Below are 23,641 nucleotides of genomic sequence, written 5' to 3'. Positions count from 1 at the left end.
CGTCCTCCGCAGGCCGCTTAATAAAGACCGATAGGCTTCGTGTTAAATTACTCAGCCGCGTAGACGGATCTTCGACTATGGCCACGGACTCTCGAGATCGAGAACCGACGCCCGGGAACGACGGCTCAAGCAGAGACGACGAGTACGCCGACCACCTCGAGCGCAGTCGCACCGTCTGGGACCGCTGGAGCGACTGGTACGGAATGAGCGAGCGCGACTTCGAACCGATGCGCGAAGCCGCCATCGACCGACTGGCGCTCGAGTCGGGCGACCGCGTCCTGGAGATCGGCTGCGGGCCGGGTGTCAACTTCGAGCGGATCCGCACCGATATCGGCGAGTCCGGCGAACTCGTCGCCGTCGACTACAGTCCGGAAATGATCGAGAAGGCTCGAGAGCGGATCGACGCCCACGGCTGGGAGAACGTCGACGTTCGTCGCGCCGACGCGACGGCGGTCGAGTTCGAGGAGCCATTCGACGCGGCGCTCGCGACGCTCTCGCTCTCCGTCATGCCCGATATCACTCGAGCGGTCGAGACCGTCTACCGATCGCTGGTCCCCGACTCGACGTTCGTTGTGTTCGACGTCAGACCGTTTCCCGACGGCCCCGCTCGAGTTCTGAACCCGTTCATTTGGCGTTTCCTGCGCTGGTACGCGAACTGGAATCCGGACGATGACGTCGTGGAGGCGCTCGAGGTCGTCTTCGATACGAGCGAGATCGTCGACACCTACACGCACGGCACCACGTACACCGTCGTCTGTGAGAAACGCGACGCAGTCTAACCGAATCAGCTTCGTCGAGTGACTGCGGTATGTTGCCGAGGTAAGTCTGCAACCGAGCGATCGCTGTCACTCAATATTGGTTTCGCGTTTCAACGAAGTGTTCCGTCGGCTGAATGGCGTCTCCGAGTCGGTCGCAACACTCCTATCAGAATTCGAATGGTTCGAACAACCCGTGCTCAACTCACAGCGCCTATGCATCACCGAGAGTGCGAACGCCCACAGCATTATCGCGCTTGCTTCCCTACGGAGTAAAGATGACAGACACGGAAAACAGCCGAGAGAAGCAAACAGACGACGAGAACCGACGCGAGGACGGAGTTCCAGAATCGCCTCCCGAGTGCCACCGTCGCGGCTGCACCGAGCGGGCGACGTTTGTCGTCCTCGAGCGATATCAGGAAGAAACCGGGCACGGTGCCGTTGAGGCAGAGGCCGTTCTCTGTCAAGAGCATGCCGCCGAAGAGAGTCCCACGAATCTTGCTGACAGTTACGCGGATTACGTGTTTCGTGTCGAACCTCTCGAAGAGACGCTGGACATGGACACAGCATGAGCAAACGGACGTCGTTCGATTCTGGACAGGGTGACGCCGTCACGTACTGAGCAATGTGAGTGCAGGCCACACCTATAGTAACAACTGAAACGATTTACACACTGATCGCACAGCTGTCGTGCGATCAGGTGTGCAGTGACTTTCAGTGGCTACTATATAGTAACGTACGAGAACTGAGATCGCTGAGGCGCTACTCGATACTGTCAAAGTACATCTGAAGAAGGAATTAGTAACGGAGCTACCGAACCGTCCTACGGACCGCTATCGAGGACTCGCCCTACGGCGTTCGCCTCGCCGCGACGGACCAGTTCCGACGCGGTCGAGACAGCGCAGTCGAGTTCCGCCGCGACAGCCTCGATACCGCCCTCGCGCGGAACCTCGTAGAACCCGACATCCCAGGCGGCCTGTAGTGCGGCCGCCTGTCGATCGGACACCGACGCGTCGGCGACTGCAATCTCCTGGCTGACCCAACGGACGTCCAGTCCCATTCCGTCTGGTACCTCCTCTACGACGGCGGTCAGCGCCGACGGGTGGCCGACGACGGTCAGCCGGATCGTTCGGTCCGAACGAATCTCGATGGGTGGGACGACCACGACGGTCTCCTGTGCGAGCGCGTTCAAGAGTGACAACCCTTCCGGACCGAGATCCCGGCGAAGATAGAGAAAGAAGCCGTCGTCGGAGGGCGTGATATCGTACTCGAGGACGGTCTCGAGGTCGTCGAGTAGCGACTCGTAGGCCTCGGAGTCGCCGTAGACGAACGACGTGATCGTCTCGACGCCGTCGACCGATTGCCCGCCGACGATGATCTCCCGGTCGAGAGCCGGCGACTCGCAGATGCCTCGATGCAGCGGCGGAACCGCGTCTCGGTCGTACTGCAGTTCGATACGCATCGATTTCATAACGCGAGGGTGTCGCCCGGAGAATATAAAACCCCGATAGGATTCGTGAATAGTCCGACGGCGTCGTCGGCGAAAACGACGATATGGTCCGAAATTTGGTTCGCCATCGACCCGGCCGTGGGCCGCTCCTCGGCGCGACCGCAGCGGTCGCGTTCGCGACCGCGGCGGCAATCGCCTACTCCCGGTACCGTTCTCGTGTCGAGTCGACGACCGACGAGGTACGTTCCGTCACGGAACGGCACGCAGCGGCGTTTCTCGTCGACCGGCGGATCGATCACGACCGCGTCGAATCGGTCACCGATTCCGTCACCGAAACGCTCGTCGGCCACGAGTCGACCCGTCTGCTCCGACTCGAGGGTGCGAGCACGGCTTCGTTGTTCCTCGAATCCGGTGGGGAGGACCCCTTACTCCGCTGGTACGTCGAGGTTCCCCGAACCGTCGTTGCCGAATGGTCCGACCCCGAATCGACGGTTGTCAACGCCTTCCCCGTGACGCACGACGCGCTCTCTATACCCGACGAATCGGCCGATCGGGAGTTGCTCGTCCACGCCGTCCATCCTACGCGGCCGCGAACGATCGCGGCCGACGGATCGGAACCGACGACCGTCATCGGTCCCGACGAGGCGGCGGTCGACGTCGGGCTGGTTCGGCTGGACCTCGAATCCGGCGTTTCCGAGCGGTTCGCCGACCGGTTCGCGGCCGTCTCCCGGGACGTGATCGCCGGCGAACTCGAACTCGGGTGGATCGAATCCTGGAGCCGCGCAGTGCTCGAAGCCGAGGCAATGTACACCGAATCGATCGTTCTCGAGCGCGGTTCGGACGGATACACGGCCTATCAATACATGGAGACGGCGGACATGGAAGGAGTGTACGACGCCTACTACGACACCTGGAACCCCATCGCGCGCGTGTCGGAACTCCTCGCGGGTCGAATCTTCGAGGAGCCGGCGCGGATCCTCGAGTATCCGATCGCGGACGACATCGAACTCCTCGCCCACGCGATCGATCCGGAACGGCCCCGTCGAGTCGGTGGTCGTCTGGAGTGAAAAACGGCGAAAAACAGCGGAAACGGTCGGCAGTCGACGGTCGTCCGGGCGAGCGACGCTTACTCGGTAAAGGTGATCCAGCCGTCTGGGGCGTGGGCTTTCACGTCGTTCATCGCCTCGCGGGCGTCGGTGCGGCTCTCGTAGGTCTGGGTGCTCTCGGCCATCGTCGAGCCGTACTCGTCGACCAGCCGCCAGACCCAGCCCTCGCCTTCCTCGTCCGTGTGCAGTTCGAAGGAGACGCTGTCGATCTCGAGGATGCTCGCCTCTTCGATCAGTTCGCGGACGTTCTCGAGGGCCGTGCGCGCGGCCTCAGTCGAGTCGTGGCTCTCGGAGCCGGTCGCGATCGTCCGCCCGTCCTCGTCGATGAGTCGCCACTTCCAGCGCTCGTCCTCGTCGGCGACGAGTTCGAAGGAGGCGACATCGAAGTCGACCCGACCCGCCATCGGCGCGAGCTGGCGCACGTCCTCGATGGCACCCATGGCGGCGGCCTTGGTGGAGACGGCACCGACCGCGCTCGCACTGACCTCGCGGTCGCGGTCGATGAGCTCCCACGTCCACCCGTCGCTGCCGTCCAGTCGAATTGCGGCGTCCTCGATCGCAAAGATCGGTGCGTCGACGGCGTGAGCCTTCAGGCTCTCGGCGCCGTTCGTGGCCTCGTCGCGCGTGTCGTAGGTGACGGTGGAGTCCGCGACCTCCTCGCGGTCGCGGTCGAGCAGCCGCCAGTGCCAGCCGCCGCTGTCGTACAGTTGGACGGCGACATCGCCGATCGTGTGCTGGTGAGCCGCGGCGGCCGAGTGACGGATGTCCGCCAACTCGTCGACGAGTTCGTCCCGGGTCGGGTGAGCTTCGCCGGCTTCCGCGACGGTCTCGCCCGAGGGCAGCACGAACCGCCACTGCCAGTCTTCGGCCGCGTAGGTCTGGAAGATCGCATCGTCCATCGTCCGAATGTCGGAGTCTAAGTGCTCGAGCAGTCGGTTCATCGCCTGTCGTGCGGCGCCGCGAGTCGGGTGCGTGGCGGGGTCTTCGGCGACGAGTTTCCCGGCTTCGTCGATGAGTCGCCAGCCCCACTCGTCGTCCTCGTTGACGAACAGTTCGAACGCGGCAGTCTCGATCTCGAGCAGTTCGGCGTCGGGGGCCTGCTCTTTCAGCGTCATCATCGCCTCGGCGGCCTCGCCGCGCGAAGTGTGTTCCTGGCCGCTGTCGGCGAGAACGTTGCCGTCCTCGTCGATGAGCCGCCAGCGCCACTCACCGGAGTCGGCCTCGTAGACCTGAAACGCCGCGTGTTCGAACTCGATGAGGTCGGCCTCGCTGGCCTGTTCGCGAACCCGCTGGATCGCCTCCGACGCCGTCTCGGCGTCCGAGTGGGGTTCGTTGCTCGCGGCGACGATCTCGCGATCGTCGGTGACGAGCCGCCAGTTCCAGTCGGGCCCCGTCTGATCGTCGTACTCGAGCGTCGTGCCGCCGTCGGTCTGGGCGACCGCGTCGTCCACCGTTGCCGGGAGGTCATCGTCCGAGTCGGCAGCCGTCGACGCGGTCGCAGTCGGATACACCTCGTACTCCGCCTCGTCGATTTCGACGATGTCGGCCTCGAGGGCTCCGTCGCTGAACCGATCGGCGGCCGACTCGACGTCCGCCGCTTCGCTGATCTCGGGGGGACTCCGGGCGACGACGTGCTCGGTCTCGTCGACGAGCCGCCAGCGCCAGTCGCTGCCAGACTCGTAGAGTTCGTAGGTCGGCTCGCCAGCCACGGTAATCGATGCCGACTCCAGGGCGGGGAGCAACGCTTCGGCGGCTTCCTCGGCGTCGCGCCGACTGTCGAAAGTGTCCGATGCGCTCGCGACGACGTCGTCCCCGTCGTCGACGAAGCGCCACGTCCAGCCGCCAGGTCGTTCGACGAGTTCGACGCCGACGTGTTCGATGTCGAGCAGGCGCGCGCGGTCGAACCGTTCCGCGAACGTCTGTGCGGCCTCCTCGGCCTGCTCCTGGGTTCCGAAGCCGGAGTCGCTCGAGGCCAACGGATTCCGTTCGTCGTCGACGAGTTGCCAGAACCACTGGTCGCGTTTTTCCTCGTACGTGAACGCGGCGCCCTCGATCTCGATGACGTCTGCCTCGGGGCCGCGGTCCTTGAGGAAGCTCACGGAGTTTTCAGCCCCGTCGCGCTGGTCGAACTCGCCGGTGCTCGAGCCAACGACGCTGCCATCGTCGCGGGCGAGCGTCCACTGCCAGGTGCCGTCCCGGTCCTCGTAGAGTCGGAACGCGGAGGTGGTGAGCTCCATCAGTCCCGCGGAGCTAATCTGGGACTGGACGCGCTCGATGCCCTCGGTCGCGTCGGGTCGCGTGACGGCGCTCTCGTTGCTCGTCGCGAGCGCCTCCAGGTGGAGGACGTTCCACTCCCAGTCGCCGTTCTCGTCACGGAAGACGGCGAACTGGGCGCCCTCCATCGCGTCGCCGGTGAGAATGTCCGGATCGTCTGTCGCACCCTCCTCCTCGACGAACATCCCCTTCTGTCCCGTGAGGATGGGGACGAGGGCTGTGACGCCAGCGATCAGGCCGATTCCGAGCGCGTAGACGGAGATGACCTGGACGCTGTAGTCGGTCCCGAGCTCTCGCCAGTTGTAGGGGTAGGCCCACCCGAAGAAGACGACGCCGCCGAGTGCGACGAGGAGTCCGAGCACGCTGGCGTAGATCCCGATCCGTCGTACCGGGAGCATGAGGACGATTCCGAACAGACAGAGCGCAAGCCCCGTCGCCGCCGTGACGCCGGAGATCCGAATCAGCGTGTAGGAATCCGCACTCCCGGCGTAGCCGACGACGAACGTGAATATCCCGGCTGCACCGAGGAGGTAGCCGGCGATGAATATCCAGTAGCCGTAGACGTCCTTGCTCGAGTCGGGTTCACCGACGTAGTGTTCGTACAGCCGAAACAGCTTTTGATGAATTTCAGTCGTTGAAGACATTCGTAAACTTGACCGGATAACTGAAACCCACCATAATAAAGCTCCGGCCACAGTATCGAGTTCTGATATATTCCCCCGCGGGCCGTGTGGGTAGCTGAATCGCTTCGCAGACTCGACAAGCGGAGCGTACCGAACGTATACAGACCGCTCGGCGCGCGTAATTGACTCACGACCGAGGTAAACGGAATCGATCCTCGAGCGACCCAAACTGTCTCGCCACGGAACTCGTTACTTCAACAGTGCACCCGCCGGATGTGTCGCACAGACCGTCGGCTCGTAGCCGGCGTCCGACAACCCCGTGCCGAGCGCAAAGACGGTCTCGCCGAGCATGGCCATCGAGGCCTGTCCGTCCGCTTCCGTCACGTCGCCAATCGTCCGCGCGACCTGCTCGGTCAACAGCCCCGCTTCGCGGGCGAACAGCCGAGAGGCGTACATAAAGGAGAGCAGCGTCGGTTCTTCGACGACCCGCGAGAGCGCCTGCTTTCCGGCGGCCGAGAGCTGGTCGGTCTCGCCCGATAGCACGTCCGCGGTCGAAAGTTCGCCGAACGACACGTACTCCACGCGCGCCCGAGACGGAATCGCGTCGAGTTTGTTCACCTGTGGAGCGCCCGGCTCCAGCCGAATCGGGATGCCCCCGTGAGCCTGTGCGACCACGTCCCCCAGCCCGGTTCCCGCCTGCACTTCGGCTCCGTGTGCGATGGTCACGAGTTCGTTCCAGGAAAGCTTGCGCTCGAACACCCGGTTCGCCGCGAGCGCGGTTCCGAGCGCCATCGCGCCCGAGACCCCGAAGCCGGAGCCGATCGGGAGTTCCGATTCGGCCTCGACTCGCGCGCTCACCTCGAGCGTCTCGAGAACCGTTTCGACCGGATCGACCTCGCACTCTTGCCCGTCGAGGACGACCGTCGACGTGTCATCAGTGGCCGGTTCGACTGTCACCTCGACGCCGTCGGTAAGCGTCACTCCTGCGCCGCGGGAGCCCGATTTCGTCGGATCGTCGTCTGGATGAGCGCTGAAAAAGCCCGTAATGTGCCCCGGTACGAACGCCGTCGACTCCTCACGCATTGGACGGTATTTCGACTCGGACGATATAACAGTGAAGATTCGGGATGGATCGACTCGAGCGCGCCGTTGCGAACGTACCGAAGCCTGTCGGACGGCTTCGGCGGCCGCCGCCCGCGTACGATTTCGGCGAGTCTCCCAGTCGTGGTCGTCTTGCTGGCTCCCAGGTTTGTCGCCTACGGCGACAAACGCTGGCGATCTCGCGGGAAGAGCACAGCCTCTCGAATGTTGTCCAGTCCGAGAATCGTCATGACCAGCCGCTCGCCGCCGAGGCCGAAGCCGGCGTGGGGTGGCATCCCGTACTTGAACATCTTCGTGTAGTACTCGAACTGATCGGGATCGAGCCCCTGCTGTTCGAAGCCTTCGATGAGCTTCTCGTAGCGATGTTCACGCTGACCGCCGGAGACCAGTTCCATTCGCGGGTGCATCAGGTCGAAGCCCGTCGAGAGCTGGTCGTCGTCGTCGTGGTCTTTGATGTAGAACGGCTTGATCTCGCTGGGCCAGTCCGTGATGAAGTAGTGGCCGCCGACATCGTTGCCGAGGGCCTTCTCGCCCTCGGTCGGCAGGTCGTCGCCCCAGACGAGTTGTTCGTCGAGTTCACCCGTCGCGTTGATGCGCTCGATGGCCTCCTCGTAGCTGAGCCGCGGGAACGCCTCGTCGGGAACCTCGAACTCCTCAGCGAGGCCGAGCGCCTCGAGTTCGTCGCTGCAGTTCTCCTGAATCGCCTCGTAGGCAGCCGTGACGACGCCCTCGACGACGTCCATCGCATCGTTCTGGTCGCAGAACGCACCCTCGAAGTCGATCGAGGTGGCCTCGTTCAGATGGCGGGGCGTGTTGTGCTCTTCTGCGCGGAAGATCGGGCCAATCTCGAAGACGCGCTCGACGTTCGAGCCCGCGATGAGCTGTTTGAACAGCTGTGGCGACTGGTTCATAAAGGCCTCCTCGCCGAAGTAGGTGATCGGGAAGAGCTCGGTGCCGCCTTCGGTCCCCGTGGCGACGATCTTCGGCGTGTTGATCTCCGTGCAGTCGAACGCGCGGAACTGCTCGCGGACGGCGCGCAGGATCTCGGCGCGGATCTCGAAGACGGCCTGGACCTCCTCCTTGCGGAGGTCGAGCGTGCGGTTGTCCAGACGCGTCGAGAGCTCGGCATCGACCTTTCCGGACGGGTCGAGCGGCAGTTCGGGGTCGGCGGGTGCGACGACCTCGACTTCCTCGGGCGTGATCTCGACGCCCGTCGGCGCGCGCGGCTCCTCTTCGACCGCGCCGGTGACCTTGACGACGCTCTCTCGAGAGACGCCCAGTCCCGTTTCGACGAGTTCCTCGTCCATGTCGTCTTTCTCGAATTTGACCTGAATCTTTCCGGAGCTGTCCCGGAGAATCAAGAAGGCAATTCCGCCAAGGTCTCGGATCTCGTGAACCCAGCCGGCGACAGTCGCGTGATCGCCTGGCTCGGCGTCGGCAGTGTGAATTCTGTCCTGCATACCACCTGATTCCGGTCGCCGGAACTTAAGCGCAATCGTTCGAGTCCGGCTGAACGCTAGGGGAATTCAGTAGGGTGTTACCGAGGCACTCGTCCGCTGAAACTCGTCGACGTTTCTGGTGACGACAGCTTTATTCGCCTCGAGCGCTGTCGCTGCAATCATTACGTCGATAGCACCGATCTGCTCTCCCTGTTTACGGAGCACTCGTTGTTCTTTCATTGCTCGCCGTGACTCGGTAAGTCCGTATGGAAGAACGTCCACTCGTTGAACGATCGTCTCGAACCGTTCTCGATCAGTGTTCGACAGTCCGAACCCAACTTCCGAAACGGTAAGCGTAGATACCGACGCCTCTTGCCAACTGAATTCGTCCAGCTTTGCGATCGCAGCGGCGTCTTCTGCGAAGAGATCGATGAGAAAACAGCTGTCCAACAGAACCATTTACTGGTCCTCGTTAGCTCGTTCAGTGCTACCGAACCGGCTATTCACATCTTCTCGGAACTCGTTCGAACGTGTCCGAACGTTCTCAAGTTCGTCTTCATCGACGAGTCCGATTAGCTCTCGAAGCGGATTCGTATCGTCCTCAACGAGCAGACGGTCGATTGCATCACTGAAGCTTTCGCCGTCCCGCTTTTCTCTGTTGAGCCGCCGGTACGTTTCGTCCTTGAGGCTCACTGTCTTACTCCCCATCTGTGTATCTATATTTTCTATTCTATGCATATGTGTTTTTCGCAGTTCACCACCACCACAACGAGTTTTGAGCCTGCAGTCCGACCCTCCGATATGGATGATCTCGAGCGACTCGCCGACGATATCCGCGATGCAGAGACCGTCGTCGCCTTCACGGGCGCGGGCATCTCCCAACCCTCCGGTGTCCCGACGTTTCGCGGCGACGACGGCGTCTGGGACAAGTTCGACGAAGGGCAGTTTACGTACGGCCGGTTCCAGCGCAATCCGGAGGGGTTCTGGGCGGATCGCATCGAACTTCAACAGGTGATGTTCGACGGGGAGTACGAGCCCAATGCGGCCCACGAAGCGCTGGCCGCGATGGGACGGGACGATAATCTCGAGGCGATCCTCACGCAGAATACGGATGGATTACACGGCGAAGCAGCCACATCTGTGAGAGAAGAGCGCACGGACGAACCGTCCATCCTCGAGCTTCACGGGAACTCCCAGCGAGTACGCTGTATCGACTGTGGAAAACGTATGGAGGACGACCCGATCTTCGAGCGCGCCACGAACGGCGAACTGCCGCCGACCTGCGACTGCGGCGGGGTTTACAAACCCGACGTCGTCCTCTTCGGCGAGCAACTGCCTGGCGCGGTCATCCAGCGTGCCCGCTCGCTCGCCGGCGAAAGCGACGTCTTCCTTGCCATCGGCTCCTCGCTGGTGGTCGAACCCGCCGCGTCGCTGCCCCGACTCGCCGCGTCGTCGGGAGCGACCGTCGGCATCGTCAACCTCGAGTCGACGCCAGTCGACAGTTCAGCGGACGTGGTGGTGCGCGAGGACGTCACCGACGTGCTGCCGAAGATTCGAGACCTCGTCGAAAAATAGCGGCCGTTTTCAGGCGTCGTTCGCCGCTTCGACCGTCTGGCGGACGGCCTCGACGCCCTCGTCGTGGGCGAGGTCACCGACGACGATCACGTCGGCGTGGCGGGCCATCGTCGCGGCCGAGTCGTAGTCGTGGATGCCGCCGCCGTAGAACAGCGTCGCCTCCTCGGTTGCCTCGCCCGCCGCCTCGACGATTTCTTCGTCGCCAAACGTCCCGGAGTACTCCACGTAGACGATCTCCTGTCCGAACATCCGTTCGGCGATCTGGGCGTAGGCCGCGACGTCGTCGGCGTCTAAGTCGCAGTCGGCCTCGGTGTACGTCGCGACGTCGGCCTCGGGGTTCATCACGATGTAGGCCTCGGTCCAGGTCCGATCCCAGTCCAAGTTGCTGTCGATCCGGACCCACTCCTTGTGGGCCCCCGTGATCCAGAACGGTGACCCGGCGTTGAAGACGGACGGGATGAGATACCCCTCGAGCGCCCGGTTGTCGATGACGACGTCGGGACTCGAGGGCTCCTGATAGAGCGGGACGTCGTGTTCGGCGCAGGCGTCGACGACGGCCTCCATGTTCTCCTCGGTGATACCCATGGTACCGCCAACTTCGATCGCGTCGGTGCCGGTCGCACAGAGATCACCGTACGTGACGCCCTCGGGGAGCTCCTTGTCGGGATCGATCTTGAGAATGTGGTTCCAATCGTCCCAGGGGCAGGTAGTCATACCCGTCGTTTCCCGACAACCGGCAAAAACGCTACGAAAGTGACGGGTAGCTAAAATCGTGCTCGAGGATGGAATCAGGTGCGTCTCGAGGCGTCTCGAGAGTGCCAACGGACAGTAGAGGTGACAGACATACTGCTGGAACTGCCCACGTGCGGTGGCGCGCGCTGTGCCACGGCGAGCGAATAGCGAGACGTGGCTCAAAGCCGGGCGAGGGATGAGCGAGCGCCCCTTGGCACGAGTGAATCGGCTGGGGAGGACGTGGAACTCACTGCCGCCAGCGTCAGCAGAACACTCGTGTTCTCCGAACCATTCGTCGCAACAGCATCGTTCAATAAGCGTAGCGAGTGAACGACGCGTTCGCCGAGAACAGCCACCGACGGAGCCAGTTCGAGATCGACTCGAGAATCATCGCCGAAAGAGCCGAGAGCCGAGATACCGGTACCAACGAACGAATCGTCAGCTTAGACGTACTCGAACCACTCGTCGTAGGCGTCGGTTCGGCGTTCGACGACGTCGAAGAAGCGCTGCTGGATGTCCTCGGTGACGGGGCCGCGGGAGCCCTCGCCGATGACGACGTTGTCGACCTTCCGGATGGGCGTCACCTCGGCGGCAGAGCCGGTGAAGAACAGTTCGTCGGCCGTGTTGAGTTCGCCGCGGGAGATCGAGACGTTGTCGTGGACAGTGTAGCCGAGATCCTCCGCGATCTCGATCACGGTGTCGCGGGTAATGCCGTCGAGGATCGACTCCGAGAGCCCGGGCGTGTAGATCTCGTCGTCGCGGACGAGGAAAATGTTCTCGCCGGGGCCTTCCGCGACGTTACCCTCCTTGTTCAGGACGATGGCCTCCGCGTACCCGTTCCGGCGGGCTTCCTCGCCCGCGAGCATGCTGTTGACGTAGAGCCCCGTCGTCTTCGCGTTCGTCGGTATCTGACTCGAGGCGTGCTTGCGCCATGTGGAGATCATCACGTCGATCCCGTCCTCAAGGGCCTCTTCGCCGAGATACGTCCCCCACGGCCAGGCGGCGATCGCCGTCTTCGTGGGGCAGTCTTTCGGGCTGACGCCGAGTGAGTTGTAGCCGTAGAACGAGATCGGGCGGATGTAACACGACTCGAGGTCCTGGCGCTGAATGAGTTCGACCGTTGCGTCGGTGAGTTCCTCCTTCGTGTAGCCGATGTCCATCTCGTACGGTTTCGCGGACTCGAACAGTCGGTCTAGGTGTTCCTCCCAGCGGAATATCGCGGGCCCCTCCTCGGTCTCGTAACAGCGTGCGCCTTCGAAGATGCCGGTGCCGTAGTGGAGTCCGTGTGTGAGCACGTGAATTTGTGCGTCGTCCCAGTCGACGAACTCGCCGTCCATCCAGATCGTGTCGACATCCATCTCATCGAATCCCATGCTCGAGAGTGTTGAACACCACCGTACTAAGTGTTCGCGATTTCCACGATGAGACACGACGATCGGACCGTCCGGCCGACGCCGCCGAGACGGACGGCATCAAACCATTATACTCGATACCAAGCCCAGTCGACTGATACTCTGCACATCGGATGGTTTCGGCGCTACCCATAGCACATGGAATCCCTTACCAGCATTTCTACTATTGAACCAGAACCCCGAATAAAGGTGGAACAGATACCACTCATATGAAGGTATTGCTCGATCGACGACGTTTCGTACAGGGTGTCGCTGGCAGTTCAGCGATCGCTCTGGCTGGTTGCCTGGGTGGCGACGATAGCGGCGACGACAATGGGAACGGCGACGAATCGAACGGAGATGAATCGAACGATGAGGAAAGCGAGGGATTCATTTACGCGTTCGCTCCGAACACGATCGCGATCATCGATCCAGCAGAGGGAGCAGTCGTCGACGAGATCACCGACGGGCTCGAGGACGAGGGCTGGGGCGATCCGCGGATCACGGCCGACTACAGCGAGATCTACGTCATTCGGGACTCACCCTCCCAGGTGCTCGTCATCGACACCGAAGCCCGCGAAATCGTCGACGAGGTCGACATCGGACCAGATCCGACGCACATGTACCACCCGAACGACGACGAGATGTGGGTCCACAGCGACGACGAAGGGACGTTCTACGTCATCGACACCGACTCCCACCACGTCACGGAGATCGTCGAGTCGGGCCTCGAGAACGAGGGCCACGGCAAACTGCTGTACCACGAGGACTTCGGTGAGATGGGGTACGCGACGAACGTCAACGACCCCGCGGCGCTGATCATCGACCTCGAGGCGTACGAACGGACGGACTACATCGAACTCGAGAACGAGGACGAGGGTACGCACTACAAGGCCTACGCGTCCGAGACGGGACTCGCCTACTTCGAACACGGCGACGAAACTGCCGTCGTCGACACCGAGACCGATGAGGTCGTCGATTACCTCGACTTCGCGGGCGGCATGTATCTCTCCCCCGACGAGGAGGTCCTTGGCGTTCTCGACGGCAACAGTATCCGGTTCCTCGACGCGACGAGCGACGAGAGCGAGGAATACGGCGCTGTCAACGTCGACGAGGGACCGGACGCCCTCCGCTATCACGAGGCCGACGACGGCACGCTCTACGCGTTTACCGCCCACACGCAGACCGATCAGGCGTCGATCATCGACGTCGACGCGCTCGAGATCGTCGAGACGGTCGACATCGGAGACATCATCCGCCCCGAGGGCGCGCCGTTCCTCCACCGCAGCGGCGTGGCCGGCGGCGGCTACTTCATCTCGCCCGCGGACGACGACGGCATCGTTGCGATCGTCGACATGGAGGCTCAGGAACTCGTCGATCACGTCGAGGTCGAGGAGGGCGTCGACACGGTGCAGTTCGTCGGCGACTCCGGCGGCGGATACTCCGGAAACCTCCGCTAACCGATGGACATAACATCGTCGATCGACGGCGGCGGTCCGCTCTCTCGGACATCGCTATTCGCGTCGGTGCTCGTCGCGCTCGTCGTGATGGCGCTCGCGATCGGACTCGTCGCGACCCCGGTCGCGGCCCACGCCTACCTGAGCGAGACCGACCCCGGTAACGGCGAACAGATCGACTCACTGCCCGATGAGGTGACGCTGTACTTCTCTGGGGATGGTGTCGTCAACGCAGATATCACCGTCGTGGATCCCGACGACGAGGTCGTCTCCGAAGAGTCCGAGATCGACTCCGACGACACGCAGGTCGTCGACGTCCCGATCGACGAAGACGCGACCGGCGATGAGGGGATGTACACCGTCGAGTGGGAGGTGCTCGCCGACGACGGCCACACCACCTCCGGCTCGTTCTTCTTCGCCGTCGGCGACGAACCGCTCGATCGCGACGCCGTCCTCGAGGCCTACGAGGAGAGCGAGGGCGATGAAGACGAGTCGATCCCGCCGTTCGAGGCGGGAGCGAAGGCGCTGTTGCTCGTCGGCGTCGCCGGCCTGATCGGAATTCCGGCGATCGCAACCGTCGCGGTCGGTCCGGCGTTCGCTCGAGCCGACGCGTCGCAACGAGAACGGATCGGCGGGCAACTCACCGCGCTCCTCGCCGGCGCTGCCGGACTCGCGGCTCTGGGCGCGCTCGCGCTCGGACTCGCTCGGAGCGCGGCAATGGGGCCGCTGTCGATCGAGACGATCACCCAGTTCACGGAGACGCCGCTCGGGCAGGCCTGGCTCGTGCAGGTCGCCCTCGCCGTCGGCGTCGCCGGGTTCGTCGCGGCGTTGGCTCGCGGGCGGCTCCCGCGGCGCGGAGCGCTCGCCGGAACGTTCGTCGGGGCGCTGGCCGTCGCGGGAACGATCGCGTGGACCAGTCACTCCGCGACCGCGATCGACCGACTGAACGGAGCGATCGTGGATTTCGTCCACATCGTCGGCGCCGGTCTCTGGGTCGGCGGGCTGGCCGTCCTCGCGTTCGTCGTCGTGCCGACGGTTCGAAACGCACACCCCGACGACCGCCCAGTCTTGCTCGCAGCCACGATTCGCCGGTTCTCGATCCTCGCGCTCGTCGGCGTCACGTTCGTCGTCGGGACGGGATTCGTCCTCGCGTCGTGGCACGTCCCGACCGCCAGCGGCCTCACGGACACGGTCTACGGCCTCGTCTTGGCTGCGAAACTGATCCTCGTCGTCGCCGGGCTTGCGCTCGGCGGCCTCACCCGGTACGTTCTTCTGGGCCGACTCGAGTCGGCCCCACCGACGGATGCGGTCGACGGTTCCCGACCGACGAGTACGGACGGCGGAAGCGACGGGAGTGGCCGGCAGTTGACGATCACGCGGATCGCTCGAGCCGTCCGGCTCGAGGTCACGCTGCTGGTCGTCGTTCTGTTGCTCTCGGGACTGCTCACGTCCGCGCCGACCGCCGCAGTCGCGGGCATGGACGGCGACGAACCGATCGAAGCGACCATCGAGTACGAGTACGACGATGGGGTCGTCGAAGTGACGGCGCTCCCGGTCGTCAACGAGTCGACTAACGAGTCGTTCGAGCTTCGAACGGACGAACCGATCGTCTTCGAGGTCGCCTTCCTCGAGAACGACTCTCCAGTCGACTCTGAACGGCCCGTTCGGTTGTTGGCGAGCGGCGGGGACGGGACGGAAATCGAAGTCGAACTCGAGGAGACCGACGACGGCACGTACGCGACGGTCCAGCCGCTTCCCGACGCGGGCGAGTGGGAACTTCGCGTCACCGGTGCACCCGGCGGATCCTACGTCAGCGAGTGGATCGACGCGACCGCGCTTCCCGCGGACGAGCACGCCGAACACGACGACGGTGCGGAGGAGCACGACCACGCAGACCACGACCACGGAGCGGACGGCCACGACCACGGACCGGACGACCACGATCACGGTGCAGACGACCACGATCACGGTGCAGACGACCACGATCACGGAGCGGACGGCCACGACCACGGACCGGACGGCCACGACGCTGCAGACGAGGCGTCACCGTTTCAAACGCTACTCGAGTTCGGTGCCGTCGCGACCGTGGTCGCCGGTTCGCTCGCGGTCGCCGTCGAAGGGCTCCAACGACGGAGTAGAAACGACTGATACGATCGGTTGTAACTGATTATCAGTTCAACCGCACGGTGGTTGGCGGTTGCTCCGGAAATGACTGACAACAGACCGGAGGAGTTGACAGCTCCGTTCACCTGGCTCGAGGGCCGACGTTCGACGCTTCGCCGATTCGAATCGTCGAGGACGTTCGAGCCGAATCGTCGAGGTCGACGCTGACGGCTCCGTCTGCCCCGATTACGACGTCCCCTCGAGCAACCCGTCGACGAGTCGGGTGAACCGATCGATGAGCCGGTCGGGAACCGTCGGCGTCACTTCCGAGAGCAGCGGCGCGGTCTGCTCCGGATTCGCGAGAGCGAGCGTGACATGATTACGCTCGTCGTAGGTCTTGTCGACGATATCACGTTCGACCAGGTGGTCGAGGTGGTACTCGAGCGTGCTCCGGGCAATCTCGAGGTCGTCGGCGACCGTTGCGGGTCGACACGACTCGTGTTCGATCAGATAGACGACGATTTCTCGGACTGTTTCGCGGCGAAACAGCGCCAGCGCACCGCGTTCCCACGCGTCGTACGCTGGTGGATAGTAGTGAGTCTGGCCGTAGCATTCCTCGCGGACGAGGTCGCCAGCGTCGATCAGTCGGCGGATGTGATACTGAATCTGTCCCGGCGCGTACGCCGACTCCCTGACGAGTTCGTTGAAGTGGATGCCGGCGTTCGCTCGGACGTGGGTCCTGATTTGATCTCGAGTGTCGCTCATGGGGAATCGATCTGTCTCTGTGTTCACCGCTCGTGTGACCGAGGGATGACTGCTATTACTGACTAACGCTGGGGACTTGATAACGGCTTTTGATCGTTCCCAACAGGTAAGAACCGGTCATATGACCCGTCTCGTCGATTCGAACGAATGCGTCAAAAGGGAGCCGACCGAAGCACATAGGTAGTTGTCATCCCGATGTACCATCGTGTAGATGGATCACACGAGTCCCTTCGACATCGCGTGGTTGGATCCCCAGCTGGCTCCAGTGTTACTCGCCGTGCTCGTCCTCGCGGTCCTCGGGACGACGATCCTCTTTTGCTGTGGCGTCGTCGCGTACTCGCGCCGGCGGTCGATGCGCTATCTGCTGATCACGGTCGTGCTCGGACTCCTCTCCCTGCGGTCGGTCGTCGGACTCGGAACGGCCTTCGGACTCGTCCCGATGACGATACACCACCTCGTCGAGCACGGTCTCGACTTTACGATCGCCGTGCTCATTCTGTATGCGGTGTATCGAAGCGGTCCGACGAACGGCACCGAAGCAGAAACTGAACGGACGCCGTCCGAACTGGACGGGGATTGATACTGTCTGCCGTATATCATTTCCAGCGGGGCCGCGAACTGTCCTGCAGTCTCACCGGTAACTCGTTACAGCAAACCGTAGAAGTCGGAGTTCGATCCGCAACTCGCCTAGCCGAGTCGCTCGAGGATCTCGCTGCCCTCGATGTACGTGAATCCGTGCCGATCCGCGTAGGCGCGGGCGTCGACGGGGGTCAGCGCCTCGCCAGTTTCGTCGTCCAACATCTCACAGACGACGACGGCGGGCGAGAGGTTTGCGGCCTCGGCGAGGGCCACGCCGAGTTCGGTGTGACCCTCGCGCTGGGCGACGAGGTCGGGCGCGGCCTTGAGCAAGTGGACGTGACCCGGAACACGGAACTCCTCGGCGAAATCGGTCTTGCCGGGTGTGCTGGCAGCCTCTCCCAGCGCCCGAATCGTCAGCGACCGATCGTTATCCGTGATACCGGTGTAGGTGTCGCGGTGGTTGACCGTCAGCGAGAACGACGAGCGCTCGTCGTAGCCGAGTTCGTGATCGCCGCTCGCGGGGTGGTCGACTTCGTCGGTGTAGAACGGGAGGTCGAACGCCTCGGCGAGGTCGTGGCCGAGGGCGACGCAGACGAGCCCGCCGGCGTCGTTTCGCAGGCGAGCGACGGCCTCCGGCGTGACGCTATCGGCGTGGTAGATCAGATCAGTCTCGCCCTCGCGATCCGCTGCGTCGTGGACGAGCACCGGTTCGCCGGCCCGAAGCGAGTCGAGTGCGTCTTCGACCGAGTCGGCCGCCGCCGTCGCACCGGTTCCGTTTTCCCCGCCGGCGTTCGATCGCGTTCCCGCGTGGTGGCCCGTCATCGGCGGTCACCCACGTAGACGGTGACGTGATCATCGTCCTCGAGACCGAGCGTTTCGCGCAGTTTCTCCGGTGCGATGACCTCGAGCTGGTCCTCGTCGTGGTGGGTTCGCTCGGGCGCGATGATGTGGGCGTCCTCGTAGCGGTTGCCCTCGGCGGTCTCGATCGTCGCTCGGTGACAGACCGCCGGGCCATAGGTGCGCTCGTCGTCCTCCCAGCCGTCGATCGGGACCGGCTCGAGCGAGGCGACGGCGCTGCGTCGGCGGACGCTGTCCTCGCGCAGGTCGACGTTCAGCGTGCCGGGGAACGGCTCGTAGCCGAGACGCTCCTCGAACTGTCGCATGTAGCCCGACAGGGAGATGTAGTGGCGGCCCTCGCCCATCCCGCTGGTCACGGTGCCGTCGAGTTCGATTTCCGAGTCCGTCTCGAAGATACGACGGTAGTCCTCGTACTCGGCGTGGAGCGCGCGCTCGCCATCGTCGGTGATCGCCACCCACTGGCCGTCGCTGACGGTATCGCGCTCGAGCAGGCTGGCGCTCTCGAGGCGCTGGAGCCGTCGCGAGGCGGTCTGGTTCGATGCATTCAGTCGATCCGCGAGGTGAGAACAAGAGATCTTGACGTCGCCCTCGAGGCCGCCCTCGAGTGCGAGCAGTTTGAGCACGGCGAGTTCGTCGTGCCCGACGGCAGACTCGGCTGACACTGACATACCGGAGGCTATGGGACAGCTACCTAAAAGCATACCGAATGTGGTATGCGTAACAAAACTGTGATGCAGTTGGCGAGCGTTTATCGTCGGTACCACACCGTTGGGGAGTCGAGGCAAAAAGCCACCGGTGGTTCTCGACGAACTGGCGCAGTACTCGACTAGTCGGGATTTAGGGGTCAGCCGAGGCTCGTCTCAGTCGCCGGTGACCGGGTCGCGCTCCCAGAACTCGCTTCCCTTCTTCAGTTTCGGCACCCAGGTGTCTTTGGTCTTCGAGAGCAAGGCGACGCGGGAGGCCGGCACGTCCTTCACTTCCGTGAACTCGGGCATGTACTCCCCGATTCGCTCGGTGAAGTCGACGACCTCCTCGTGGTCGGGCATCGCCGAGCGGTCGAGTCGGCCCCGCGAGTGGCCGACGTGCATGTACGCCTTCATCTCGATGAAGTCCGGATCGGCCTGCTGGTAGAAACCGGCATACCAGTCGGGGTGGTGCATGTTCTCGCCCTTGACGAGCGTCGTCCGGAGCACGGTCCGGGTTTCGTCTTTCTCGGCGAGGATGTCCATCGTCTCGAGGAGTTTCTCCCAGGCGTCGTCTTCCATCGCGCCGACGACCTCGTCGAAGGTGTGGCGTTCGGGGGCGTCGACGCTGACGTACAGTTGCGTGGGGTCACACTCCCGGAGGACCTCGGGTCGGGTGCCGTTGGAGACGAGGAAGGTCGTGATATCGCGGTCGTGGAACGCGTCGATGAGTTCCGGTAGGTAGGGGTAGAGCGACGGTTCGCCGTCCAGAGAAATCGCGACGTGGCGCGGCTCCATCGACTGCTCGAATACCTCGCGTGGCACCTCGTCGTTGCCGCCGAAGCCGGAGAGGAGTCGCTTTTGCAGTTTCAAGGAGGCGTCGACGACCGCCTCGGGGTCGTCCCACTCGACATCATCCATCTCGTAGGAGTGGCCCTGATGGTCGCGCCAGCAGAAGACGCAGCGCTCGTTACACCGAACCACCGGCGTCATCTGGATACAGCGGTGGGACTCGATCCCGTAGTAGATGTTCTTGTAGCACTTGCCCTCGCCGCGTAAGGCGTTGGCCGTCCAGCCGCAGGTCTGGGCCGCCGTGTGGTTCTCGCTGTGGTAGTCCGGACTCGAGACCTGCATCGGGCCGCCGTCCTCGTTGCCGTCCTCGTCGGCGTCGGCTCCGGTATCGACGCCCGTTTCGGCGGAGTTGCTCATGTTGCCCTCGCTTGAACGGGGGCGGACAAAAGGTGCGTGGTGTGGGTCGCCAGCAGAAACGGGAGATCTGGGCCGGTGGTGAGAGTCGCCGGCTACTCGAGAACGATCACCCCGGTCCGCGTTCCGAGAACGACGACGTCGTCGACGAGCGCGAGCGGATGCCCCGCAAAGGCACCATCGGTGTCGATCTCCCAGCGTATTTCGCCCGTCTCGATCTCGAGGGCGAACAGGTGCCCAGTCTCGGTCGCCGACTCACTGGGGTAGCTCCCGCCCGTGTAGATCATCCCGTCGGCGACGGCGGGTTGGCCGACCGGTTCGGGAACGGTCGTCTCCCAGTGGGGATCACCCGTTTCGAGGTCAAACGACGCGACGGTGCTTTCGTCAAGCGCGTTCGAATCGTTGTCGTAGCCGGTGGCGAGCAGGCGATTTCCGACCATCGCCGGAGTCGGTACGTACGGTTCGAACGGACGGCTCCAGATCGTGCCGCGACGCGAGAGAGAGCGAATCGGTGCCGAACCCGACCGGTACGGCCAACCGCCGAGCGCGATCGATCCGTCGACGACCGCCGGCTCCGAGGGGCGAACGCGCGATTCGTATCCGTCGAGGGGGATCGCCGACCGCGCTGTCGGTCGAGAGCCCCCTTCCGGTTCGAGCAGTCGGTGTGTCTCCGTGGTCGTCCAGTGAAGCGTGCCGTCAGCAAGTGCGAGCGTTCCGTACCGGTCCTCGCCGCCAACTGTCCATCGACGATCGCCAGTATCAGCGTGAAGCCCGTGCAGATCACCATCGGCCGTATAGTAGACCGTTCCCTCGACCTCGAGAAAGGTTCGCAAGAGATTGTTCTCTGCCAGTTCGTGGCGCCACACTACTTCTCCCGTCTCGGCGTCTCGGGCCACGAGCGCCTCGTCGTTGGCGACGTAACACCGGCCGTCGACCACGGCGATGTCGAGGACGGAGCCGCGGTCTCCGGCACTCCACCGTTCGTTCGGTTCGTCCCGCGGCGGGCGCGCCGTGGTGGAAACCAGATCGTTGGCGAATGAGCGACTCGAGCGAATCCACTCGCCGTCACCCGGTTCGTACGACGCATCGACGCGGCGGTCAGCCGGTGACGTATCGTCGGACTCGCCGGTAGAAAGCAGATCCGTACACCCGGCGACGCCGCCCGCTGCGGCGATGGCAACCAGTGCTCGACGGCGCGTGGCGGGCATACGCTTGTCGACACAAGGGGGAGAAATAGGATTTGCGTTGTCATGTTTTCGGGACGAGAACCCATCTGGACAGTCCGACCTCCCGATCGATCCAACCTCCTCTCGAAAAACGCGACTCGTCCCGATCCGTTACTCGAGCAGTTCGCCCGGTTCCGCGGGTTCGTCGTCCCCGCGGGTCACCTCGCGCTCGAAGGCGTAGAGGACGATTCCGGTGTTGGCAGTCATGATGACGCCGGTCATCGGCGCGGCGTCGACGAACAGGTAGAGGCCGATGCCGAGTGCGAAGGGGACCGCCGCAACCGCCCCCCACAGCAGCGGCTTCGAGACGTCGATTCTCGAGGCGTCGAAGTAGACCGCGATGAACAGCGCAGGTGTCACCACGAGACCGAGGACGACGGCGAGAGCGGTCGCGAGCATACTCGAGTGTTCGTCGGGCGGAAGAAAAACGTTCTGAGTGCGCGAGGCCGGTCCATCGCGGAAGCATTCGATTCGGCTGTCGAAAATTCGGTTCAGACGTCGGAAACTTCGTCGGTGGAGCCGTTATTCCGTTGGTCGAACTCGCTCAAGTACCGCCAGCGTCCCGTCGGCGTGGCGTTCCTCGAGCACCTCGTCGGCCGCGGCCTTCGCCGTTTCGTCGGCGTTCGCCACGGCGAAACTCCGGCCGACGGCCTGGAAGGTCGAGACATCGTTGACCGAGTCGCCCACCGCGACGGTGTCCGCGAGATCGAAGCCGACATGCTCGGCGATCGTCTCGAGGCCGTCGCCCTTGTTCGGCGTCGTGTCCTTGACGTGGTAGGCGTAGCCAGTGTCGACTACCTCGAGGCCGCGTTCGGCGGCGATCTCTCGAAGAGGGCCGATCGGCTGTTCTAAATCGATCGCGATCTCGGTCTCTCGCCAGCGGTTGACGGTGTTTTCGGCTCCCCAGCCGGTGTCATACCCCGCGGCGCGGTACTCCTCGAGGACGGCCTGGGCGGCCGCCCGATCGGCGGTGAAAAAGACGTCGTCGCCGGTGTAGACGACGCCGCCGTTCTCGGCGACGACGAGTTCCGGAATCCCGATAAAGTGACAGAGAGCAACGGGATAGGGGAACGCTTTCCCGGTCGCAATCACGACGGGAGCCTCCCAGTCGCGGAGCGGGTCGAAAACGCGTGGATCGATACCCCAGCGGTCGGGACGGGTAAGCGTGCCGTCGATATCGAGGGCGAGTGGCGGATCGGCGGTCATAGCTGGCAGTTGGCGAGTGCGAATAAAGATGCTGTGACCGACGGCGACCGGATTTCCGTCAGCGTCCGCTCCCCGCTTGGTCAGCGCAGGTGCGCTCGTCGACGGGCCGTCTCGCGCTCGGCGCTCAAACGGTCTGCTGTAACGATTTACCGGTGCAATCACCAGACGGTCGCGATTGTACTGGCGATGAGTTACAGCTGACCGTTCAGTAGTCCGGTCCGAACCGGTTGATCGCGACCGTCACCGCGAGAAACGTGACTGCCGTGAGGACACCACCGAGGACGGCCGCGACGACTCGAGCCTCCAGCCCTCCGTCGGCGACGAAAAACAGGACGGGAATCATAATCGCGAGAACGAGGAGGAGATTTCGCCCGTCTCGTCTCGCGATCTCGAGCTGGCTAAACATATGATTCAAAGGGTATTACTCCCGTAAATCAGTTGTGTTCGGTTCAGCACGCTGCGGAACCAGCAGCGACAATGGCCGAGTTCGAACCGTAGCGAGCCCGCACGCCCGACCGAAGCGAAGCCAGCCGATCGGTCAAGCGCGAGGGAACGCCCTCGAGAACACGACGTAGGAGACGGCCAGTCCGATCCCGCCCGCCACCAGTCCCGTGGTCGACTCCCCGTTGACGACTGTCACGGCGGCCGCCGCAACCGAACCGAATATCAGGGCGCCGCCGGCCGCACCGTGGTGAAACTGTACGGCCCCCTGATCCGCGACGAGCGGTTCGCGTTCGTCGGGAGGGCGGGAGATGGTGACCCGATAGGGGATGACGAATCGTACCCCGATACCCATGGCCGCCGCGACGACCGCACTGAATTCGACGCTGGTCGTGAGCAACACTGTCACGAAAAAGAATCCGAAGGTGAGAGCCATCGCGATCCACTTGCTCCACTGATCCGCCCGTTGCATTCGTTCGGTAAACTCCAGTTCGGACGGAGACTGTGATTCGGACTCGGACATGTGCCAGAGAAAGAGAGGCTATCCACATAATTGTTCTCGACTGCACGAAGCGTATCGATCAGCCGATCGATTTGCGCCTCGAGAGCGGGTCTTCCGATAAAGTCGCTTGCAATACACCCCCAAGCTCTAATGCGGTGGTGCTGGTAGA

At 63.4% G+C, this 23,641-nt stretch carries 24 protein-coding genes; 7 read left to right on the top strand and 17 right to left on the bottom strand.

The genetic code is table 11. The features are described 5' to 3' along the window. Positions 1-77: 77 nt before the first annotated feature. Together NATTI_RS0115670 and NATTI_RS0115665 are read left to right on the top strand one after the other, a co-directional pair. On the top strand, positions 78-779 hold the full coding sequence (locus tag NATTI_RS0115670; protein ID WP_006090455.1) for a class I SAM-dependent methyltransferase: 702 nt from the start codon (positions 78-80) through the stop codon (positions 777-779). Between the two features lie 254 nt (positions 780-1,033). Beyond that, the gene (locus tag NATTI_RS0115665; protein WP_006090454.1) at positions 1,034-1,327 is read left to right on the top strand and encodes a hypothetical protein; all 294 of its coding nucleotides are present in this window, start codon (positions 1,034-1,036) and stop codon (positions 1,325-1,327) included. 251 nt (positions 1,328-1,578) lie between these two features. Here NATTI_RS0115665 and NATTI_RS0115660 read toward each other — a convergent pair whose 3' ends face one another. Next, the gene (locus NATTI_RS0115660) at positions 1,579-2,226 is read right to left on the bottom strand and encodes a helix-turn-helix domain-containing protein (RefSeq protein ID WP_006090453.1); all 648 of its coding nucleotides are present in this window, start codon (positions 2,224-2,226) and stop codon (positions 1,579-1,581) included. A gap of 83 nt (positions 2,227-2,309) precedes the next feature. Here NATTI_RS0115660 and NATTI_RS0115655 point away from each other — a divergent pair, with 83 nt between their 5' ends. Next, complete coding sequence (locus NATTI_RS0115655; protein WP_006090452.1) at positions 2,310-3,272, top strand: hypothetical protein; 963 nt, start codon at positions 2,310-2,312, stop codon at positions 3,270-3,272. Positions 3,273-3,331: 59 nt separating this feature from the next. Here the strand turns inward: NATTI_RS0115655 and NATTI_RS0115650 are convergent, their stop codons facing one another. The 5 genes from NATTI_RS0115650 to NATTI_RS0115630 all read right to left on the bottom strand — a co-directional run bounded on the left by NATTI_RS0115650 (position 3,332) and on the right by NATTI_RS0115630 (position 9,456). Then, positions 3,332-6,229 (bottom strand): DUF1508 domain-containing protein, encoded by a 2,898-nt coding sequence (locus NATTI_RS0115650; protein ID WP_006090451.1) that lies wholly within the window; start codon positions 6,227-6,229, stop codon positions 3,332-3,334. A gap of 228 nt (positions 6,230-6,457) precedes the next feature. Beyond that, positions 6,458-7,291 (bottom strand): pantoate kinase, encoded by an 834-nt coding sequence (locus tag NATTI_RS0115645; RefSeq protein WP_006090450.1) that lies wholly within the window; start codon positions 7,289-7,291, stop codon positions 6,458-6,460. Between the two features lie 173 nt (positions 7,292-7,464). Then, a complete protein-coding gene (gene aspS / locus NATTI_RS0115640) occupies positions 7,465-8,769 on the bottom strand; it encodes an aspartate--tRNA(Asn) ligase (protein ID WP_006090449.1) in 1,305 nt (434 codons plus the stop codon). A gap of 66 nt (positions 8,770-8,835) precedes the next feature. After that, complete coding sequence (locus NATTI_RS0115635; RefSeq protein WP_006090448.1) at positions 8,836-9,207, bottom strand: type II toxin-antitoxin system VapC family toxin; 372 nt, start codon at positions 9,205-9,207, stop codon at positions 8,836-8,838. Continuing rightward, positions 9,208-9,456 carry an antitoxin VapB family protein gene (locus NATTI_RS0115630; RefSeq protein WP_006090447.1) on the bottom strand — a complete coding sequence of 83 codons (249 nt, stop codon included), beginning with the start codon at positions 9,454-9,456 and terminating at the stop codon, positions 9,208-9,210. A gap of 93 nt (positions 9,457-9,549) precedes the next feature. Between NATTI_RS0115630 and NATTI_RS0115625 the strand changes: the two genes are divergently transcribed. Beyond that, positions 9,550-10,323 (top strand): SIR2 family NAD-dependent protein deacylase, encoded by a 774-nt coding sequence (locus tag NATTI_RS0115625; RefSeq protein ID WP_006090446.1) that lies wholly within the window; start codon positions 9,550-9,552, stop codon positions 10,321-10,323. 9 nt (positions 10,324-10,332) lie between these two features. Here NATTI_RS0115625 and NATTI_RS0115620 read toward each other — a convergent pair whose 3' ends face one another. Both NATTI_RS0115620 and NATTI_RS0115610 read right to left on the bottom strand, forming a co-directional pair. Next, on the bottom strand, positions 10,333-11,037 hold the full coding sequence (locus NATTI_RS0115620) for a phosphoglycerol geranylgeranyltransferase (protein WP_006090445.1): 705 nt from the start codon (positions 11,035-11,037) through the stop codon (positions 10,333-10,335). Between the two features lie 461 nt (positions 11,038-11,498). Continuing rightward, positions 11,499-12,428 carry a branched-chain amino acid transaminase gene (locus NATTI_RS0115610; protein WP_006090444.1) on the bottom strand — a complete coding sequence of 310 codons (930 nt, stop codon included), beginning with the start codon at positions 12,426-12,428 and terminating at the stop codon, positions 11,499-11,501. A gap of 248 nt (positions 12,429-12,676) precedes the next feature. On the opposite strand from NATTI_RS0115610, the gene NATTI_RS0115605 reads away from it, so the two are divergent. Both NATTI_RS0115605 and NATTI_RS0115600 read left to right on the top strand, forming a co-directional pair. Continuing rightward, positions 12,677-13,906: a beta-propeller fold lactonase family protein gene (locus tag NATTI_RS0115605; RefSeq protein WP_006090443.1), complete on the top strand. Its 1,230-nt coding sequence runs from the start codon at positions 12,677-12,679 to the stop codon at positions 13,904-13,906. A gap of 3 nt (positions 13,907-13,909) precedes the next feature. Further along, on the top strand, positions 13,910-16,051 hold the full coding sequence (locus tag NATTI_RS0115600; RefSeq protein WP_006090442.1) for a copper resistance CopC/CopD family protein: 2,142 nt from the start codon (positions 13,910-13,912) through the stop codon (positions 16,049-16,051). 201 nt (positions 16,052-16,252) lie between these two features. Here NATTI_RS0115600 and NATTI_RS0115595 read toward each other — a convergent pair whose 3' ends face one another. Continuing rightward, positions 16,253-16,771 (bottom strand): winged helix-turn-helix transcriptional regulator, encoded by a 519-nt coding sequence (locus NATTI_RS0115595; RefSeq protein WP_006090441.1) that lies wholly within the window; start codon positions 16,769-16,771, stop codon positions 16,253-16,255. Between the two features lie 211 nt (positions 16,772-16,982). On the opposite strand from NATTI_RS0115595, the gene NATTI_RS0115590 reads away from it, so the two are divergent. Further along, complete coding sequence (locus tag NATTI_RS0115590; RefSeq protein ID WP_006090440.1) at positions 16,983-17,351, top strand: DUF7471 family protein; 369 nt, start codon at positions 16,983-16,985, stop codon at positions 17,349-17,351. Between the two features lie 107 nt (positions 17,352-17,458). Here the strand turns inward: NATTI_RS0115590 and ribB are convergent, their stop codons facing one another. The 8 genes from ribB to NATTI_RS0115550 all read right to left on the bottom strand — a co-directional run bounded on the left by ribB (position 17,459) and on the right by NATTI_RS0115550 (position 23,493). Next, positions 17,459-18,172 (bottom strand): 3,4-dihydroxy-2-butanone-4-phosphate synthase, encoded by a 714-nt coding sequence (ribB, locus tag NATTI_RS0115585; RefSeq protein ID WP_006090439.1) that lies wholly within the window; start codon positions 18,170-18,172, stop codon positions 17,459-17,461. After that, positions 18,169-18,876, bottom strand: coding sequence for a DUF120 domain-containing protein (locus tag NATTI_RS0115580; protein ID WP_006090438.1), 708 nt, complete (start codon positions 18,874-18,876; stop codon positions 18,169-18,171). Before NATTI_RS0115580 ends, ribB begins: the two co-directional genes overlap by 4 nt. A gap of 192 nt (positions 18,877-19,068) precedes the next feature. Next, complete coding sequence (gene twy1, locus NATTI_RS0115575; protein WP_006090437.1) at positions 19,069-20,100, bottom strand: 4-demethylwyosine synthase TYW1; 1,032 nt, start codon at positions 20,098-20,100, stop codon at positions 19,069-19,071. Positions 20,101-20,192: 92 nt separating this feature from the next. Then, entirely contained in the window at positions 20,193-21,305 is a 1,113-nt protein-coding gene (locus tag NATTI_RS0115570) for an outer membrane protein assembly factor BamB family protein (protein ID WP_006090436.1), read from the bottom strand. 129 nt (positions 21,306-21,434) lie between these two features. Continuing rightward, positions 21,435-21,722: a hypothetical protein gene (locus NATTI_RS0115565; RefSeq protein ID WP_006090435.1), complete on the bottom strand. Its 288-nt coding sequence runs from the start codon at positions 21,720-21,722 to the stop codon at positions 21,435-21,437. A gap of 123 nt (positions 21,723-21,845) precedes the next feature. Then, positions 21,846-22,529: a phosphoglycolate phosphatase gene (locus NATTI_RS0115560; RefSeq protein ID WP_006090434.1), complete on the bottom strand. Its 684-nt coding sequence runs from the start codon at positions 22,527-22,529 to the stop codon at positions 21,846-21,848. Positions 22,530-22,734: 205 nt separating this feature from the next. Then, entirely contained in the window at positions 22,735-22,935 is a 201-nt protein-coding gene (locus NATTI_RS0115555) for a hypothetical protein (RefSeq protein WP_006090433.1), read from the bottom strand. A 132-nt stretch (positions 22,936-23,067) separates the two neighbouring features. Continuing rightward, positions 23,068-23,493: a hypothetical protein gene (locus tag NATTI_RS0115550; RefSeq protein ID WP_006090432.1), complete on the bottom strand. Its 426-nt coding sequence runs from the start codon at positions 23,491-23,493 to the stop codon at positions 23,068-23,070. Between the last annotated feature and the right edge of the window lie 148 nt (positions 23,494-23,641).

The organism is Natronorubrum tibetense GA33 (genome assembly GCF_000383975.1).
GTDB lineage: Archaea > Halobacteriota > Halobacteria > Halobacteriales > Natrialbaceae > Natronorubrum > Natronorubrum tibetense.
The sequence above is the reverse complement of the archived record's forward strand: the minus strand, read 5'-3'. Positions and strand labels throughout refer to the sequence as shown.

Bases quoted from the DNA above. Each gene is read 5' to 3' on its own strand.
- NATTI_RS0115620 (WP_006090445.1), bottom strand. From the start codon at position 11,037: ATGACTACCTGCCCCTGGGACGATTGGAACCACATTCTCAAGATCGAT.
- NATTI_RS0115660 (WP_006090453.1), bottom strand. From the start codon at position 2,226: ATGAAATCGATGCGTATCGAACTGCAGTACGACCGAGACGCGGTTCCG.
- NATTI_RS0115580 (WP_006090438.1), bottom strand. From the start codon at position 18,876: ATGTCAGTGTCAGCCGAGTCTGCCGTCGGGCACGACGAACTCGCCGTG.
- NATTI_RS0115565 (WP_006090435.1), bottom strand. From the start codon at position 21,722: ATGCTCGCGACCGCTCTCGCCGTCGTCCTCGGTCTCGTGGTGACACCT.
- NATTI_RS0115605 (WP_006090443.1), top strand. From the start codon at position 12,677: ATGAAGGTATTGCTCGATCGACGACGTTTCGTACAGGGTGTCGCTGGC.
- NATTI_RS0115590 (WP_006090440.1), top strand. From the start codon at position 16,983: ATGGATCACACGAGTCCCTTCGACATCGCGTGGTTGGATCCCCAGCTG.
- NATTI_RS0115630 (WP_006090447.1), bottom strand. From the start codon at position 9,456: ATGGGGAGTAAGACAGTGAGCCTCAAGGACGAAACGTACCGGCGGCTC.
- NATTI_RS0115650 (WP_006090451.1), bottom strand. From the start codon at position 6,229: ATGTCTTCAACGACTGAAATTCATCAAAAGCTGTTTCGGCTGTACGAA.
- NATTI_RS0115665 (WP_006090454.1), top strand. From the start codon at position 1,034: ATGACAGACACGGAAAACAGCCGAGAGAAGCAAACAGACGACGAGAAC.
- ribB (WP_006090439.1), bottom strand. From the start codon at position 18,172: ATGACGGGCCACCACGCGGGAACGCGATCGAACGCCGGCGGGGAAAAC.
- NATTI_RS0115570 (WP_006090436.1), bottom strand. From the start codon at position 21,305: ATGCCCGCCACGCGCCGTCGAGCACTGGTTGCCATCGCCGCAGCGGGC.
- NATTI_RS0115560 (WP_006090434.1), bottom strand. From the start codon at position 22,529: ATGACCGCCGATCCGCCACTCGCCCTCGATATCGACGGCACGCTTACC.
- NATTI_RS0115610 (WP_006090444.1), bottom strand. From the start codon at position 12,428: ATGGGATTCGATGAGATGGATGTCGACACGATCTGGATGGACGGCGAG.
- twy1 (WP_006090437.1), bottom strand. From the start codon at position 20,100: ATGAGCAACTCCGCCGAAACGGGCGTCGATACCGGAGCCGACGCCGAC.
- NATTI_RS0115555 (WP_006090433.1), bottom strand. From the start codon at position 22,935: ATGTTTAGCCAGCTCGAGATCGCGAGACGAGACGGGCGAAATCTCCTC.
- aspS (WP_006090449.1), bottom strand. From the start codon at position 8,769: ATGCAGGACAGAATTCACACTGCCGACGCCGAGCCAGGCGATCACGCG.
- NATTI_RS0115625 (WP_006090446.1), top strand. From the start codon at position 9,550: ATGGATGATCTCGAGCGACTCGCCGACGATATCCGCGATGCAGAGACC.
- NATTI_RS0115635 (WP_006090448.1), bottom strand. From the start codon at position 9,207: ATGGTTCTGTTGGACAGCTGTTTTCTCATCGATCTCTTCGCAGAAGAC.
- NATTI_RS0115645 (WP_006090450.1), bottom strand. From the start codon at position 7,291: ATGCGTGAGGAGTCGACGGCGTTCGTACCGGGGCACATTACGGGCTTT.
- NATTI_RS0115595 (WP_006090441.1), bottom strand. From the start codon at position 16,771: ATGAGCGACACTCGAGATCAAATCAGGACCCACGTCCGAGCGAACGCC.
- NATTI_RS0115655 (WP_006090452.1), top strand. From the start codon at position 2,310: ATGGTCCGAAATTTGGTTCGCCATCGACCCGGCCGTGGGCCGCTCCTC.
- NATTI_RS0115600 (WP_006090442.1), top strand. From the start codon at position 13,910: ATGGACATAACATCGTCGATCGACGGCGGCGGTCCGCTCTCTCGGACA.
- NATTI_RS0115670 (WP_006090455.1), top strand. From the start codon at position 78: ATGGCCACGGACTCTCGAGATCGAGAACCGACGCCCGGGAACGACGGC.
- NATTI_RS0115550 (WP_006090432.1), bottom strand. From the start codon at position 23,493: ATGTCCGAGTCCGAATCACAGTCTCCGTCCGAACTGGAGTTTACCGAA.